The organism is Pseudomonas sp. yb_5, from assembly GCF_043103865.1.
GTDB classification, from domain to species: Bacteria; Pseudomonadota; Gammaproteobacteria; order Pseudomonadales; family Pseudomonadaceae; genus Aquipseudomonas; species Aquipseudomonas putida_Y.
The window spans coordinates 20,013-36,031 of record NZ_JBICKE010000019.1; the positions used below are offsets into that span (position 1 = coordinate 20,013).

Annotated in this window: 14 protein-coding genes and 1 pseudogene; 9 read left to right on the forward strand and 6 right to left on the reverse strand. The window is 60.5% G+C overall.

Translation table 11 applies throughout. From position 1 onward, the window contains the following. Positions 1–8: 8 nt before the first annotated feature. The 4 genes from aceF (at position 9) to ACF8GF_RS02415 (ending at position 6,207) form a co-directional block, all read left to right on the forward strand. Positions 9–1,643, forward strand: coding sequence for a dihydrolipoyllysine-residue acetyltransferase (gene aceF, locus ACF8GF_RS02400; protein WP_339444533.1), 1,635 nt, complete (start codon positions 9–11; stop codon positions 1,641–1,643). A 409-nt stretch (positions 1,644–2,052) separates the two neighbouring features. Beyond that, positions 2,053–4,743, forward strand: a complete 2,691-nt coding sequence (locus ACF8GF_RS02405; RefSeq protein WP_392487841.1) for a putative bifunctional diguanylate cyclase/phosphodiesterase — start codon at positions 2,053–2,055, stop codon at positions 4,741–4,743. Positions 4,744–4,911: 168 nt separating this feature from the next. Next, entirely contained in the window at positions 4,912–5,580 is a 669-nt protein-coding gene (gene msrA / locus ACF8GF_RS02410) for a peptide-methionine (S)-S-oxide reductase MsrA (protein ID WP_010951691.1), read from the forward strand. 3 nt (positions 5,581–5,583) lie between these two features. Next, the gene (locus ACF8GF_RS02415) at positions 5,584–6,207 is read left to right on the forward strand and encodes a glutathione S-transferase (RefSeq protein WP_392460594.1); all 624 of its coding nucleotides are present in this window, start codon (positions 5,584–5,586) and stop codon (positions 6,205–6,207) included. Positions 6,208–6,372: 165 nt separating this feature from the next. On the opposite strand, the gene creD is transcribed toward ACF8GF_RS02415, so the two are convergent. From creD to ACF8GF_RS02435, 4 genes are all read right to left on the reverse strand, one after another. Next, complete coding sequence (creD, locus tag ACF8GF_RS02420; RefSeq protein WP_392460595.1) at positions 6,373–7,701, reverse strand: cell envelope integrity protein CreD; 1,329 nt, start codon at positions 7,699–7,701, stop codon at positions 6,373–6,375. A 107-nt stretch (positions 7,702–7,808) separates the two neighbouring features. Beyond that, a complete protein-coding gene (gene creC, locus ACF8GF_RS02425; protein WP_392460596.1) occupies positions 7,809–9,245 on the reverse strand; it encodes a two-component system sensor histidine kinase CreC in 1,437 nt (478 codons plus the stop codon). Then, positions 9,245–9,925, reverse strand: a complete 681-nt coding sequence (gene creB / locus ACF8GF_RS02430) for a two-component system response regulator CreB (RefSeq protein ID WP_176683558.1) — start codon at positions 9,923–9,925, stop codon at positions 9,245–9,247. The genes creC and creB overlap by 1 nt, the downstream gene beginning before the upstream one ends. Positions 9,926–10,072: 147 nt before the next feature. Then, complete coding sequence (locus ACF8GF_RS02435) at positions 10,073–10,573, reverse strand: ATP-dependent zinc protease (RefSeq protein WP_176683559.1); 501 nt, start codon at positions 10,571–10,573, stop codon at positions 10,073–10,075. Between the two features lie 182 nt (positions 10,574–10,755). On the opposite strand from ACF8GF_RS02435, the gene ACF8GF_RS02440 reads away from it, so the two are divergent. After that, on the forward strand, positions 10,756–11,643 hold the full coding sequence (locus tag ACF8GF_RS02440; RefSeq protein WP_076402456.1) for an acyltransferase: 888 nt from the start codon (positions 10,756–10,758) through the stop codon (positions 11,641–11,643). Between the two features lie 211 nt (positions 11,644–11,854). Further along, positions 11,855–12,313, forward strand: coding sequence for an RHS repeat-associated core domain-containing protein (locus tag ACF8GF_RS02445; protein WP_256122341.1), 459 nt, complete (start codon positions 11,855–11,857; stop codon positions 12,311–12,313). 312 nt (positions 12,314–12,625) lie between these two features. On the opposite strand, the gene ACF8GF_RS02450 is transcribed toward ACF8GF_RS02445, so the two are convergent. Then, positions 12,626–13,201, reverse strand: coding sequence for a DUF2780 domain-containing protein (locus ACF8GF_RS02450; RefSeq protein ID WP_020191608.1), 576 nt, complete (start codon positions 13,199–13,201; stop codon positions 12,626–12,628). Positions 13,202–13,394: 193 nt separating this feature from the next. On the opposite strand from ACF8GF_RS02450, the gene ACF8GF_RS02455 reads away from it, so the two are divergent. Next, a complete protein-coding gene (locus ACF8GF_RS02455) occupies positions 13,395–14,318 on the forward strand; it encodes an RHS repeat-associated core domain-containing protein (RefSeq protein ID WP_392487842.1) in 924 nt (307 codons plus the stop codon). Positions 14,319–14,521: 203 nt separating this feature from the next. On the opposite strand, the pseudogene ACF8GF_RS02460 reads toward ACF8GF_RS02455, so the two are convergent. Then, positions 14,522–14,771: pseudogene (locus ACF8GF_RS02460) on the reverse strand (formaldehyde dehydrogenase, glutathione-independent); the annotation flags it as partial. Between ACF8GF_RS02460 and ACF8GF_RS02465 the strand changes: the two are divergent. Then, on the forward strand, positions 14,694–14,933 hold the full coding sequence (locus tag ACF8GF_RS02465) for a hypothetical protein (protein WP_176683474.1): 240 nt from the start codon (positions 14,694–14,696) through the stop codon (positions 14,931–14,933). The pseudogene ACF8GF_RS02460 and the gene ACF8GF_RS02465 overlap by 78 nt on opposite strands. A 93-nt stretch (positions 14,934–15,026) precedes the next feature. Further along, positions 15,027–16,001, forward strand: coding sequence for an RHS repeat-associated core domain-containing protein (locus tag ACF8GF_RS02470; protein ID WP_392487843.1), 975 nt, complete (start codon positions 15,027–15,029; stop codon positions 15,999–16,001). The last annotated feature ends 18 nt before the right edge of the window (positions 16,002–16,019 follow it).

Below are 16,019 nucleotides of genomic sequence, written 5' to 3' on the forward strand. Positions count from 1 at the left end.
ATTTTTAAGTGAGCGAACTCATTCGCGTACCTGACATCGGCAGCGGTGAAGGTGAAATCATCGAGCTGTTCGTCAAGGTCGGTGACCGTATCGAGGCTGACCAGAGCCTGCTGACCCTGGAGTCCGACAAGGCCTCCATGGAAATCCCGGCGCCCAAGGCCGGCGTCATCAAGGAGCTGAAGGTCAAGCTGGGCGACCGCCTGAAAGAAGGCGACGAGCTGCTGGTCCTGGAAGCCGAGGGCGCCGCTGCTGCGGCCCCTGAGGCACCGGCTGCTGCCGCTCCGGCTCAGGCAGCTGCGCCGGCTCCAGCCGCCGAAGCCACCCCTGCTCCGGCCGCAGCCCCGGCTGCCGCCAGCGTGCAGGACATCCATGTGCCGGACATCGGTTCGTCGGGCAAGGCCAAGATCATCGAAGTACTGGTCAAAGTCGGCGACACCGTCGAAACCGACCAGTCGCTGATCACCCTGGAGTCCGACAAGGCCTCCATGGAAATCCCGTCGCCGGCTGCTGGCGTGGTTGAAGAAGTTTTGTGCAAGCTGGAAGACGAAGTCGGCACTGGCGACCTGATCTTCAAGTTGAAAGTGGCGGGTGCAGCCCCGGCTGCCGCGCCGGCACCAGCTGCCGCCCCTGCGCCAGCCAAGGCTGAGGCTGCTCCGGCCGCCGCACCGGCCGCACCGGCTGCTGCCCCCGCACCGGCTGCTACCGCACCGGCCGCTGGCAGCAATGCCAAGGTTCACGCAGGTCCCGCTGTTCGTCAGCTGGCCCGTGAATTCGGTGTCGAGCTGGGTGCAGTTGCTGCCACCGGCCCGCACGGTCGCATCCTGAAAGAAGACGTGCAGGTTTACGTCAAGGCCATGATGCAGAAGGCCAAGGAAGCGCCGGCAGCCGCCGGTGCGACCGGTGGCGCCGGCATCCCGCCAATCCCTGCCGTGGACTTCAGCAAGTTCGGTGAAGTGGAAGAAGTGGCCCTGACCCGCCTGATGCAGGTCGGTGCTGCCAACCTGCACCGCAGCTGGTTGAACGTACCGCACGTCACCCAGTTCGACTCCGCCGACATCACCGAGCTGGAAGCCTTCCGCGTTGCGCAGAAGGCCGTGGCCGAGAAGGCTGGGGTGAAGCTGACCGTGCTGCCACTGCTGCTCAAGGCCTGCGCCTTCCTGCTCAAGGAACTGCCGGACTTCAACAGCTCGCTGGCGCCAAGCGGCAAGGCCATCATCCGCAAGAAGTACGTGCACATCGGCTTCGCCGTGGACACCCCGGACGGCCTGCTGGTCCCTGTGATCAAGAACGTCGACCAGAAAAGCCTGCTGCAACTGGCTGCCGAAGCCGCTGCACTGGCCGAGAAGGCGCGCACCAAGAAGCTGTCGGCTGACGAGATGCAAGGCGCTTGCTTCACCATCTCCAGCCTCGGCCACATTGGCGGCACCGGCTTCACGCCGATCGTCAATGCGCCGGAAGTGGCTATCCTGGGCGTCTCCAAGGCGACCATGCAGCCAGTCTGGGATGGCAAGGCCTTCCAGCCAAAGCTGATGCTGCCGCTGTCGCTGTCCTACGATCACCGTGTGATCAACGGCGCTGCCGCCGCGCGCTTCACCAAGCGCCTGGGCGACGTGCTGGGCGATATCCGCACCATGCTGCTGTAAGGCAGCACTCTGCCCCTCCTTGCGAGGGGCAGTTCCCTTTTCGAGCTGCCACGCTCGTACCTCAACCCCGTCGATTGGCGGGGCTTTTTTTTGCCTGGAGAAAGCTGGGAGGGCTTCGCCCTCCTTTCGCGACACAAGGCCGCTCCCACAGGCAATCGCAGTCCATTGTGGGGGCAACTGTCTTGCTCAATTTCTGAAAGCTGGCGCGATCCGTGTGGGAGCGGCCTTGTGTCGCGATGGGCCGCAAAGCGGCCCCAAAATCTCCAGCCAAACTACAGAATCGGCCACGTCAGCCGATAACCTGTCCACAGCATCAAGCATGGCCGCTTGCCAGCCCTCGGGACATGATGCAACCTTGCCAAATCCGCCGCAGCCAAAAGGCAGCGTTCCCTCTTCAAGCGAGTCTTCGATGAAAAGCCAACCCGATGCCGCCAGCCGTGTGGCGGCCGAGGTCGTGACGCAGTTACCCGTGCCCTCGCGGCTCGGCATGCTGCGTTTCGAAAGGCTCAACGAAGCCACCTGGGCCATGCTCTACCTTGACCCGGCCTGTGAGCGCCAGTTCGGCATGCAAACCGGCGAGCTGTGTGCCCTGATTGACGCGCCCTACGCTAGCCTGATGGAACCCGAAGCACGCTACCGGCTGCACGACGAAATCCAGTTGCAACTGGCCCAACGCGGCTACTACCGCGTGCGTTACACCCTGCACACGCCGAGCACCTCGCTGCGCCTGCTGGAAGCGGGTGAAGCTTACAAACAACACAACCGCCAGCTGTTACGCGGCTACCTGAGCGTACTCGACGACCAGCAGGAAGATAGCGGCGAACTTGGCGCCAGCGACCTGGAGTCACGCAACAATCGCTTGCAGCTGGCCCTGCAACTGAACCAGCGCACACAGCAAGAACAGCTGGAGCACCTGGAGCGTGTGCGCGGCCAGCAGGACCTTATCCTGCGCCTCGCCCGCCAGCGCTACAGCGCGGGCAACTCGCTACTCGAAGCGGCCCAACTGATCACCCAGAGCGCCTGCGAAATCTACAAGGTCGACTGCGCCAGCATCTGGCACCTGGAAGACCAACGCCTGGAACCGATCATCGCCTGGTACCGCGATGCGCAGGAGCACCGCCAGCCCGAAGCCATCGATGCCAGCCGCTTCCCCGACTACCTGGATGCACTGCACGCAAGCCGCGCCATTGACGCTCACAACGCCGGCCACGACCCGCGTACCCGTGCTCTGGCGCAAAGCATGCGCCCGGAAAACAAGGCCATGCTCGACGCCAGCATCCGCGTCGATGGCCAGGTGATCGGCGTGTTGTGCCTGGAGCAAAGCGGCCAGCCAAGGGCCTGGCAGTCGGACGAGATTGCCTTTGCCGGCGAGCTGGCCGACCAGTTCGCCCAAGTGATCACAAACCACAAACGGCGGGCCGCGGCCAGCGCCCTGCATCTGTTCCAGCGCGCGGTCGAGCAGAGCGCCAGCGCCTTTCTGCTGGTGAACCGCGACGGCCGGGTGGAGTACGTCAACCCCAGCTTCACCGCCATCACCCAGTACAGTACCGACGAAGTGCAGGGCCGCCAGTTGGGCGAGCTACCGGCACTGGAGAACCTCAGCGAACTGCTGTTCGACTCGCCGTCGAGCCTGGCCATGGGCAACAGTTGGCAGGGCGAGTTCAAGAGCCGGCGCAAGAACCTGGAGCCGTACTGGGGCCAGTTGTCGATCTCCAAGGTATACGGTGACAACCGTGAGCTGACCCACTACATCGGCATCTACGAAGACGTCACCCAGACCAAGCTGGCCCAGCAACGCATCGAGCGCCTGGCTTACACCGACAACCTCACCAACCTGGGCAATCGCCCGGCGTTCATTCGCAGCCTGGACGAGCGCTTCGCCCGCGATGGCGAAAGCTCGATGTGCCTGCTGTTGGTGGACATCGACAACTTCAAGCGCATCAACGACAGCCTTGGCCACCAGACCGGCGACAAGCTGCTGATCAGCCTGGCCAGGCGTCTGCGCAACAGCCTGCACAGCGGTGGCATCCTCGCGCGCTTTGCCAGTAACGAGTTCGCCGTGCTGCTCGACGACACCAGCCTTGAAGATGGCCAAGGCGTTGCCCAGCAGTTGCTGTGCACCCTCGACAAGCCGATGTTCGTCGATAACCAGTTGATCAACGTCACCGCCTCGGTAGGCTTGGCCTGTGCACCGTTGCACGGCGTCGACCCAGCCAGCCTGATGAAGAATGCCGGCCTTGCATTGCACAAGGCCAAGGCCAACGGTAAACACCAGGTACAGGTGTTTACCGAAGTGCTCAATGCCGAAGCCAGCTACAAGCTGTTCGTCGAAAACAACCTGCGCCGTGCCCTGACCCAGAACGAGCTGGACGTGTTCTATCAGCCCAAGCTGTGCCTGCGTAGCGGTCGCCTGCTGGGCCTGGAGGCGCTGCTGCGCTGGAACCACCCCGAACGCGGCATGATCCGCCCGGACCAGTTCATCAGCGTGGCCGAGGAAACCGGCCTGATCATCCCTATCGGCAAATGGGTGGTGCGCCAGGCGTGCTGCATGAGCCAGCAACTGCGCAAGGCCGGCCTGGGCAACCTGCATGTAGCCATCAACCTGTCGCCCAAACAGTTCTCCGACCCGGACCTGGTGGCGTCAATCAGCACCATCCTCAAGGAAGAAGCCCTGCCCCCGCACCTGCTGGAGCTGGAATTGACCGAAGGCCTGCTGCTGGAAGCCAGCGAGGACACCCACCGCCAGCTGGATGAACTGAAGGCCCTGGGCCTGACCTTGGCCATGGACGACTTCGGCACCGGTTATTCGTCGCTGAGCTACCTGAAGAAGTTTCCGATCGACATCCTCAAGATCGATCGCAGCTTCATCAACGAAATCCCCGACAACCAGGACGACATGGAAATCACCTCGGCGGTGGTGGCCATGGCCCATAACCTGAAGCTGAAGGTGGTGGCCGAAGGGATCGAGACGCCGGAGCAACTGGCGTTCCTGCGCCGCCACCGCTGCGACGTGGGCCAGGGTTACCTGTTCGACCGGCCAATTCCCGGGCGCGAGCTGGCTGAACGGCTGAAGCGCTATCCGCGTGGCCCGCTGGCCTGACAGCTGCGTAATCCTCGGGCACTATAGAAGCCATTCGGGCCCTTTCGCGGGCACGCCTGCTCCCACAGGAACACCACAACCTTTGAAACCTGTGCTGTACCTGTGGGAGCGGGCATGCCCGCGAAGGCCCAAACCACTCCCCCACTGAATAAACACAGAGGAACGGCCATGGTCCTGCGTTCGGAAATCCTGGTGAACAAAAACGTCATGCCCACTGCGGAACAGGCCCTGCCTGGCCGCGACACGCCAATGAGCCTGCCCGAGTTCCACTACGTCTTCAAAGACACCCCGCTGCTCGGCCCGTTCTTCGAAGGCGCCATCGACTTCGCCATCTTCGGCCTGGGCTGCTTCTGGGGCGCGGAGCGCCGCTTCTGGCAGCGTGAAGGTGTGGTCAGCACCGTGGTCGGCTACGCCGGCGGCTTCACCCCGCACCCTACCTACGAAGAAGTCTGCTCGGGCCTGACCGGCCACACCGAAGTGGTGCTGGTGGTGTTCGACAAGGACAAGGTCAGCTACCGCGAACTGCTGGCGATGTTCTGGGAGCTGCACAACCCGACCCAAGGCATGCGCCAGGGCAACGACATCGGCACCCAATACCGCTCGGCCATCTACTGCACCAGCCCGGAACAGCTGGAACAGGCCAAGGCCAGCCGCGACGCCTTCCAGGCCGAGCTGAGCAAGGCCGGCTTCGGTGAAATCACCACCGAAATCGACCAGGCACCGACCGTATATTTCGCCGAGGCCTACCACCAGCAGTACCTGGCCAAGAACCCGGACGGCTACTGCGGCATCGGTGGCACCGGCGTGTGTCTGCCACCCAGCCTGCAAGGTAACTGAAGCATGAGCACGATGACCCTGTTCCACTCGCCGTTGTCGCCTTTCGTGCGCAAGGTCATGGTGGTGTTGCACGAAACCGGCCAGCTTGAGCGTGTGCAGTTGCAGCCGGTGAACATCAGCCCGGTGAGCGGCGACCCGCAGCTCAACCTGGACAACCCGATCGGCAAGATCCCGGCCCTGCGCCTGGAAGACGGCACCGTGCTGCATGACAGCCGGGTAATCTGCGAGTACCTCGACATGCAGCACGTAGGCCTGCCGCTGCTGCCGCGAGAAGGCTCGGCGCGCTGGCGGCGCATGACCTTGGTATCACAGGCCGATGCGATCATGGATGCGGCGGTGTCGAGCCGTTATGAGAGCTTCCTGCGGCCAGAAGAAAAGCGCTGGGAGGGCTGGCTGCAGGCGCAGGGTGACAAGATCCGCCGGAGCCTGGCCAACCTGGAGCAGGAGCACTTGCCGGAGCTGATGTCCGGCTTCGACCTGGCGGCGATTGGCGTGGCCTGTGCGCTGGGCTATCTGGATTTGCGTCAGCCCGGATTCGGCTGGCGTGAGCGCCAACCTGGATTGGCGGCGTGGTATGCCGAGGTGGTCAAGCGGCCATCGATGGTCGCTACAGCGCCAGTGGCCTGACAGTTCCCCTTCGCGGGTGAACCCGCTCCTACAGGTTTCCACAGTGTTCGCTATCTGTGGTGGGCTTGTGGGAGCGGGCGTGCCCGCGAAGGCCTCACCTCGGTATCACAGGAAACAACAGCCCGATCCTGAGGGCCAACCAGCGCCCGATCTCTTTGTCCTCCCTCATGCCGCCCTCCCCACCCGTGCCCAGTCCAGCCGCCGGGTCAGCACCATGAACACCCCAAGCAGGCCGAAACACAGCAGCGACCCCATCAGCAGCGCATAGTCTTCGGCACTCAGCAGCCCGAAGAGCAGCGCGTACAACGCCGCCAAACCCGCGGCAAAACCCACCCCTCGCCCCAGGCTGCGCAACACATGGCTCAGGTAGAAGCCGATCAGCAGCACACAGGCTGAAGCCGACAGCCCATACGCCAAACCAAAACCGATGTGCTCGGACAACGACAGCAGCAGCAGATAGAAGAACGCCAGCGCCACGCCCACCAGGATGTACTGCACCGGGTGCACACTCAGGTTCTTCATTACCTCGAACAGGAAGAAACCGGCAAAGGTCAGGGCAATGAACAACAACGCGTATTTGATCGCCCGCTCGCTTTTCAGGTACTGGTCCACCGGGTCTATAAAACTCACGCCAAAGCTGCGCTCACTGAAATCTGCACACTGCCCGGCGTTAGCGCACTGGCGTATCGCGTCCTCAAGGTTGGTAGCGAAGAACGAGGTTTGCCAGTGGGCACTGAAGCCTTGAGCATCGATATCGCGGCGGTTGGGCAAGTAGTTGCCGACGAAGCTCGGGTGCGGCCAGTTGGCGCGCATGTCCACGCTGCTGGTACGGCCCACGGGCACCACGTGCAACTGGCCGGTACCTTGCAGCGCCAGGTCAAAGCCATAGCTGAACGCTCGCGCCTGTAGCCCGTCCAGCCCCGGCAGGCTGGCGTGCACGCCGCCACGCATCCAGTCGAGCTGGGTGCCGGCCTCGAACGGCACTTTTTGCTCGTCCATGCTCAGCTCCAGAGCACTTTCGATACCGCGGATATCACTGATGCCCACCACCAGGAACGGCGTGTCGAAGCGGTAGTCGTCAAAGTCCTTGTCGATCCCCCAATGCTCCGGGAGCTTGAAGCGGCCGCTGATACGGCCTTTGGCGTGGAACAACCGCGCCTGGTAGATGCCTCGGGCGCGCAGTTCGGTGTCCACACCCAGGTCGGCGTCGAAGGTTTCCGGCAGAAAGTACAGGTGGCCGGCGATGGTGCTGGTTTCCTGGGTACGCTCACCGTCCTTTTCGATCCAGCGGCGCTGGTACTTGCGGTAAGGCACCACCAGCAGCGGGCCGCTGAGTTGCTGATCGAAGCTGGTGCTCTGGGCGATATCGCGCAGCACGCCGTCGCGCATGGCCTGGCGTTCGTCGATCAGGCCGTTGATCAGCAGTAGTGGGATGAGCAACAGCAACATCAGCATGGCGATCATGCCGAGTTTGAAACCTAGGGTCTTGTTCATGTGGCCTCCTGTGGCAGTGGGCGCAGTGTCTGCGTCTTGCATGGAGGCTTTGTGGAGAGCGTGTGTGATTTACGTGTATTTGGGGCTGCTGTGCAGCCCCGGCTATCTCAGCTAATGCGCCGCACCGGCAGCCACAACCGCACCCGCACCCCGCCATCGACGTTGTCCACCGCCAAGGCCCCGCCATGCAGCTGCATCACCTCGGCCACGAAATTCAGCCCCAGCCCAGTGCTCTTGCGCCCGCTCCCGGGCCGCGGCAGCGAGTAGAACCGCTCGCTGACCCGCCCGATGGCATACGCCGGTATCGCTTGCCCCTGGTTGAACAAACTCAACGCTACCCGTTCGCCATCGCGCTCCAGGTCGAACAGCAGCGTGCCACCTTCCGGGGTGAAGTCCAGCGCGTTGTCGAGCAGGTTGGCCAACGCCTGGCGCATCAGGAACGGATCGCAGCGCAAACGCAAAGTGGCAGGCACCCGCTGACGTACCTGCAAACTGGCGCCTTCGATACGCGCCGCATGGGCCAGCAACAACTCATCGACCAACGCCGCCAGCGCCACCTGCTGCTCGTCCTCCAGCGCCTGCATCTGCTCGACCCTGGCCAGGTTGAGCAGCCGCTCGATCATCTGCTGCAAACGCTTGCTCTCGCGCTCGATATTGCCGGCAAAGCGTGCCCGCTGATCAGCGGGCATATCCTCGCCCTGCAACAGCTCGGAAGCACCACGGATGGCCGCCAGCGGGCTTTTCAGCTCGTGAGTCAGGGTGTGCACGTAGCGCTCGACATAGGCCTTGCCTTCCAGCTGGGTGCGCATGCGCTCCACTGCCTGTGCCAGGTTCGCCAGCTCGCCGCCCTTGTAATGCGGAAGCTCCGCACGCTCACCTTCGCTGACCGCCTGCGCATAACCTGCCAACTTGCGCAGTGAGCGCGCAAGCCACCACGATAGAGCCGCGCCGATCAGCAAGCCCAGGCCGATCAGGCCCAGCCCCAGGGTGAGCAGGCGCCGCTCGGAGCGGTCAATGTAGGGTTGCAATGAGCTATTGGGCTTGGCGACAGTGACAACGCCGATGATCTTGCCGTCGTCGATGATCGGTGCGCCAACGTGCATCACCGAGGTGCTTTCATCGTTGGGATCGCTGCGGGTGGAGCGGGCGCCATATTGGCCACGCAGGGTCAGCAGCACGTCATTCCACTGCGAGTAATCCTTGCCCAGGGCCTCGCCACTGGAGTCCAGCAACACGATGCCCTTGGCGTCAGTGACGTAGATGCGGTGGCTGACCTGGTTCTTGGCCAGCCCCCAGATCTGTGCGCCCGGGCTGCGCGAGCCGTAGGCCTTGAGCACCTCGGGCAGGCGGCCCTGGTTCAGGGTGCCGGCCTTGACCTCATCCCGCAGGATTTCTGCCAGCAGGTTGGCAGTGTCTACCAATGTTTCTTCAGAGGATTGGCGTACCACCGGGCGAATCTGTTCGCGTACGGTATTGAGCAAGAAGTAACCGGCCAAGCCGACGAACAGGAAGTACACCAGGAAGATGCGAATGCCCAAGCGCATCAGGCGTGGTCCGGGCTATAGCTGTAACCGAGGCCGCGATGGGTCTGGATCGGCTCGGCATCACCCGCTACCTGGCGCAGCTTGGCGCGCAGGCTCTTGATATGGCTGTCGATGGTGCGCTCATAGCCCACGTCGGAGGCCACGCCCAAAGCGTCGAGCAGCTGTTCGCGGCTGAACACCCGCTGCGGTTGTTCGAGCAGGCATTGCAGCAGGCGGAACTCATGCCGGGTCAGCGTGAGCGGCTGGCTGCGGTAGGTGATCTGCATGCGCAGGGTGTCGAGCTGGAACAAGGTGGTTCCGCCGGCAGCCTCGGCCCTCGGAGCCATGCGTTTGAGGATCGCCCGAACGCGCGCTGCCACTTCACGAGGGCTGAAAGGTTTTACCACGTAGTCGTCGGCGCCGATTTCCAAGCCTACTACGCGGTCGATTTCACCGTCCCGGGCGCTGAGAAACATCACCGGCACCTCGGTGAACCGGCGCAGCTGGCGACAGGTTTCGAAGCCACTGATGTCGGGCAGGCCGATGTCGAGGATGACCAGGTCGGCCGGGCGCTGGCGCTGCTGGTCGAGGGCGGCACTGCCCAGGGTTACCCACTCGGTGCTGTGACCGTCGGCCTGCAGGGCGTAGACCAGGGTGTCAGCGATGGCGGCTTCGTCTTCGACGATGAGGATATGGGGCATGGCGTCCGGCCTTGCGGTTTTGAAGGTTGGCACATCTCAGTGTAGGAGCGGGCTTGCCCGCGAACACCGGCGAGGCCGGTGCCTGACACCACATTATGTGTGTTCGCGGGCAAGCCCGCTCCTACATTGTATGGCGCACGCTTCAGATCAACAGCCTGGCTTGCCAGCAGTGAACTTTTTCGCCGGGTTTACCGCCGCCTTGAACTCGCGCAGCGCCTTGGAACCCACCAGCAGCGGGTAGTTGAAGTTGCTGCGGTCCACCAGATTCACCTCGACGGTGCGCTTCACATCCCCCAGGCACAACGCCAGGTCGACCACCGGGCGCTTGGAGACCTCTGGCGCATCCCCTTCGTCCTCTTCATCGGCACGGCCCTTGATCTTGCTGATGCGCGAGACCTTGTGCTCATACACCTTGCCGTCCGAGTCCTTGGTCGCCAGGCGGAAGCGCACCCACTCGTCCCCATCGCGGGTGAACAGCTCGATATCCTTGGCCGACAGCGACGCGGTGAAGGCGCCGGTGTCCATCTTGGCTTTCAGGGTTTCACCCAGTTCGGGCAGGGCGATGTTCTCGTAACGGCCGTAGAGGGTGGGCTCGGCGGCCATTACCGGCAGCGCCAACATCGACAACAGGGCTAGCAGTGGTTTCACAGGCAGGCTTCCTTGAAAAGGGTCAGTGCTTAGACTGCACTGGCAAGAGAGGTTCGCTTCCACAAGACTAAACAACATAACGTGAAACATTTGTTCGCGCCGCCGGGCATTGGACATTTGGCGTAGGCCACCGCCCTGCTTATCATTGCCAACCGTTTATCTCCCACAACAAGAGTCTCTTTATGCGTCGCCTGCTGACCGGCATTCTCACTACCACCCTGCTGCTGCTCAACACTGTGGTGTTGATCTGCCCGCTGCTGGTCTTCGCCCTGCTCAAGCTGGTGTTGCCGGGCCGTGGCCGCGACTACGCGTCGTGGGCGGTGATGTGGGTGGCCGAAACCTGGTCGGAAATCGACAAAGCCATCTTCGCCCTGTGCATCCCTACCCAGTGGGACATCCGTGGCGTGGAAAACCTGCGCAAGGACACCTCGTACCTGGCCGTGAGTAACCACCAGACCTGGGTCGACATCCCGGCGTTGATCGAAAGCCTCAACCGCCGTACACCGTTCTTCAAGTTCTTCCTGAAAAAGGAACTGATCTGGGTACCGTTGCTGGGCCTGGCCTGGTGGGGGCTGGATTACCCGTTCATGAAGCGCTACAGCAAGGCGTTTCTGGAAAAGCACCCGGAGCTCAAGGGCAAGGACCTGGAAATCACCAAGGCGGCCTGCGAGCTGTTCAAGCGCCAGCCGGTGACCGTGGTCAATTACCTGGAGGGCACCCGGTTTACCGAAGCCAAGCGCCAGGAGCAGCAGTCGCCGTATCGCTACCTGCTCAAGCCCAAGGCGGGTGGTGTGGCGTTTGTGCTCGCGGCATTGGGCGAGCAGCTGGATGCCCTGCTGGATGTGACCATCGTGTACCCCGGCAACAAGGCGCCGGGGTTCTGGGACCTGCTCAATGGCAGCATCAGCCGGGTGATTATCGACATTCAGGTGCGGGAGCTGGACCCGGCGTTGTGGGCGGGGGATTACGAGAATGATCCCGAGTTTCGTCAGGCGGTGCAGGCTTGGGTGAACCAGCTGTGGGTGGCGAAGGACCAGCGGATCGAGCAGCTGCGGGCGGAGATGGGCTGAGACCTCTGCCGCCTGAACTGGCCTCTTCGCGGGTAAACCCGCTCCTACGCGGATTACCACATCCCCAAGGATAGGCTCTACCTGCGTAGGAGCGGGTTTACCCGCGAAGAGGCCGAAGCAGGCAGCCGGTTGACATCAGCACGGTTACGTTGCGCCCCCTGATAATTCTGCTAGTTGTGCCCGGCCTCGCAAAGACGAAGACTTAAGCAGCATGTCTCTTGCGAGCCGCTCTCAAGTGAAAATCACCGCCCTGGTCTACAGCCCTTACGGGCACATCGGCAGCCAAGCAGGTAGAGCCACGATAATAGGCTTCAAGGATGAACGATTTGATCCGCTCCTTGGCACCTATGCATTGGGGCGAGGATACCGAAGCTATAGTCCAGCCTTGATGCGCTTCCTCAAGCCCGATGATCTCAGCCCGTTCAGCGACGGTGGCTATAACGCCTACGCATACTGTGCCTGTGACCCCATCAATTACCGGGATGATACAGGGCAACAACGGGAATTCGCCAATTTACAAAAGTTTTGGGAGCAAAAGTCTAACCCGAAACCTCACCGAACAGCACCGCTGACAAAAAAAGCTTGCGGCGCAGGTAATAGAGCCTCCTCTGTTGAACACCAGGCACTCCGCTTCACACCATTTGGCGAAAACAAAGACTGTTGCCTTTAACAAAGACATAACGATCAAGACGTACCTGAAGGAACAGATTGCCCACAAAAAGCACCTTCTCAAAGAAAGACGGTCATTAGCCATCTATATAAAAAATCTCACTGAACGCGCAGCGCAAAAACAGCAAGAATACACCGAGCTTTTGAAACCATCTTCGAAAGCCTTCGCCAAAATCCAAGGGATCAGTGACCAACGATATCGTACAGAAATGGAATCACGCGAAGTCTGGCTGACTGAAGCACAATATCGAATCAGAGCCCTGGAAGTGACGCTCAAGACCTTCGATGTATGACGTCTGGCCTTGTGATAATCTCAAACCGATGGCGTACTCACTGGCGCTGGGGTGGTCCACAGGCTACCCAGGTTCTGCAGCAACGACCCGGCGATGCCCTGCTGGCCGAGGTACTGCAGGATCAGCGGGGCGAACTGGCCGATCATTCCAGTGTCCATGCCCAGTGCCTTGAACGCATTGTCCAGGTCATTACGGTTCTCCACGTCGTTGCCCAACGCGTTGCTCAATGCCGACTGGCTTTCGCTGTTCTTGCCCAGCAAATCGCCCAGCCCGCTCAACCCACCCAGCATATTGGCACCGGACAACAGGTCCAGACCCGGCACGGCCTTGGTCAATTGGCCATAGTCCTCACTGCTAAGGTTGTTGCGCGCCAACCCCAACATCGCCCCTGCGCCGCCCACGGCCTGTTCGGGGGTGATCTTCAATTCGCTGCCCAAGGTGTTGAGCAGATTGGCCTGCGCCTCGGGGGCCTGCACCTGGCCTTGCTGTTGCGGGTTCTGCATGGCGGACACGGCATTGGCGGCGTCGCTGAGGTTGAAGGCGAACACCGGGCTGGCGGCCAGGGTCATCAGGGTTGCCAAGGTGAGTGCTTTCATCGGAAGGGACCTCGTCGGGCGGGATGGCCTGGAAAACGAAGGGTTTGACTGGAAATCTGGGGGATTGTTCCGGGCCCCAACAGGCGCATACCTGATATTTCTGCCAGTAGTCAATTGCTCAAGACACTCCAGATAATCGTAGTGCCCACGCCATCCATTTCCGGGGCCAACTGCAGACAACGGGAGCACGTCGGTGAAAAACAGTCCTGATACCCCCAAATATTTCTACCAGACCAACAAACTGACCACTGTCATTGGAAACGATCAGAAGCGTTCAATCCTGCGGATTGGAACGCTCCCTCTTGCTGAATCCGCTGGCAAAGAAGCAAGAAGCTCCCAGCTTCTCGCAACGGATGAGATGGACTCAGTGCTTGTCGTGAGCACGCCTGACGGAAAGCAAAACAATCACAACTATACCCCCTTTGGATACAACGACAAACTGCCATCAGGATCCACAGCGTTGGGATTCAACGGCGAGTTCATATTGGAAAACATGCACCTTTATCTTCTAGGCCAGGGACACCGTGGCTTTAGCACCGAGATGAGACGGTTCATCGGACCGGACAACGCTGAAAGCCCATTCGCCCGAGGCGGGTTCAATGCTTTCGCGTACTGTGTGAATGACCCAGTCAATCGGAAAGACGAAACGGGGATGTGGAGCCTTCTCAAGCCTAGAACGTGGTTTCGTAGTAACCAAGTAAAATTGGAGCAGCGTCTGGAAAGCATCGAGGTTATTAATGCAGAACTGAAAAAGCAAACCACCAATCTCACCAGTTTAGTCGAGGAAAGAACATACGGAGGAAAAACAGTCGAGAAACAAATTAAGGCCAATGCAAAAACCGTACAAAAAACGCTTAAACACAGCAAAAGAAAGGCACACGGCATAAATAAATACGTAGAAAAGAAAGATCATGCATACATTTTCTCCGAACATTACTACGCCGAAGAATCCATAAAAAGTTCAAAACCTGATACTTACCGCCCAACGAGCGGGCACACCGATAGTGGAAACATGTTCTACACGCAAAAAAAATATGACGATCCTAATGACGACAGAAACTACCAATTCGGGGCAGTCGACTCAAACAATGAGACGCGCCGGCCAAAATCGAAGTAATTAACTGTCTGCATGAAAATGACTGCGCAGTGGCCCTTCGCTCCAGGGCCACTCACCAGGCTTCGGAACTGATGAGGTATGTGCGGGCGGCGCTCGATTTCAAAAGCGATGAAAGGCTTATTACAAGCACCTCCGGCCGAGATGCCTTATCAGAATAGACAAAAAGCCCCTCGATGCGAGGGGCTCTTTTTACTCGACGCTGATTACGCCGCACCCCACATTTTGTGCGGGTCGATAACGAATTTCTTCGGCACACCTGCATCAAACTCGCCATACCCTTCCGGCGCCTGATCCAGGTTGATCACCTGCCCCCCCCACCACTTCAGCAATGTTGATCCGATCCCACATCATCGCCTGCATCAGCTGGCGGTTGTAATGCTTGGTCGCTATCTGGCCGGTGTGGGAGCTGTGCAATTTGCTCCGGCTCAGGCCGAAGCGGATGCTCAGCGCGCGAATTTTGCTAAGACTTTCAGGTTTTTACATCGGGCGATCGCTGCGAAATCAGCGACCAGTTTTGACAGGCTGCCTTGGTATGAATCACAAGGCTTCGCCTTCATGGCAGCTGTGCATGGGGCACTTCGTGTGCACCGGGTTTTGGTTCACCTACCGATCTAAGACTGTTATTTCTGCCAGTATCCAAACTCCTGTGGCAGTTCAGAATGGGTTGCAAGCCGCGTTCATTCATCCAGCACGGTAGGGATTTGAATCATGAGCAAAGCATCGAACAGTTCCCTTTTCTTCTATTACGACAACAAGCTCGTAACCGTGAAACACGGGGACCAGCATCGCGCCATCTTGCGAAATGCAGAACAACCGCTGGCAGAGCTGAGCACAGGCGACACCCAAACCTGCGGCTTGCTGGCCACCGATGACAAAGGCTCGGTGCTGTCGGTGCAACAAGCCGATGAAGACGAGCAGCACACTTATTCGGCGTATGGACACGATCCAGGATTACCTTCCTCGCGTACGCAGCTGGGCTTCAATGGCGAGGTTTTGCTTGCGGCGCCGAACAGCTATCTGCTGGGCAACGGCTATCGGGCCTACCACCCAGCCTTGAGGCGGTTTGGTTCCCCTGACAGCTGGAGCCCCTTTGAAGGTGGTGGCGTAAACGCTTATGCCTATTGCAGCGGGGATCCGATCAACCGCATCGACCCAAGCGGACATGTAGTGGCGCTTGTTCAACCTGCTAGCCAGCAGCTACTCATCCCTAAGCCTAAGCTACCCGCACACGTCTTCACCACGCAAAAGTCGCCCATCGTGCGGCATTATGAGGTCGAACACTATGAAACCGCAAGCAATACCGTCATCCAGACTGTGGGAACACAGCGCAACAGCAAAACCATGGCCGTCACCTCGACGCGCCGAACGTTGCGCACAACCGAGCTTATTGAGGTAGTTGCTGATCCGCACAAGGGACCAGCAACGGTGCATGTCACTCGTACCAGCCTCGATAGCTATCTGGAGGCCAGCAGGGAATTGCATGCCGCCGAAGCGGCGAACGCGCTCGGGGATCCAACGTTCGCAGCGAGCCCGGCTATTATCAACAATCTGCAAAACCGTCGCGAGGGGCTGGTAATGATAGGTGAGTGGTTGGCCCGCAGGGCGGCAGATCCGTCCGACCTGACTGCTTACGATAAAGGCACGTTTCGGGTGAGCAGTGGGGCATCGGCAGTGCGCCGCTAGCCCCACAGCCCCAAAAAA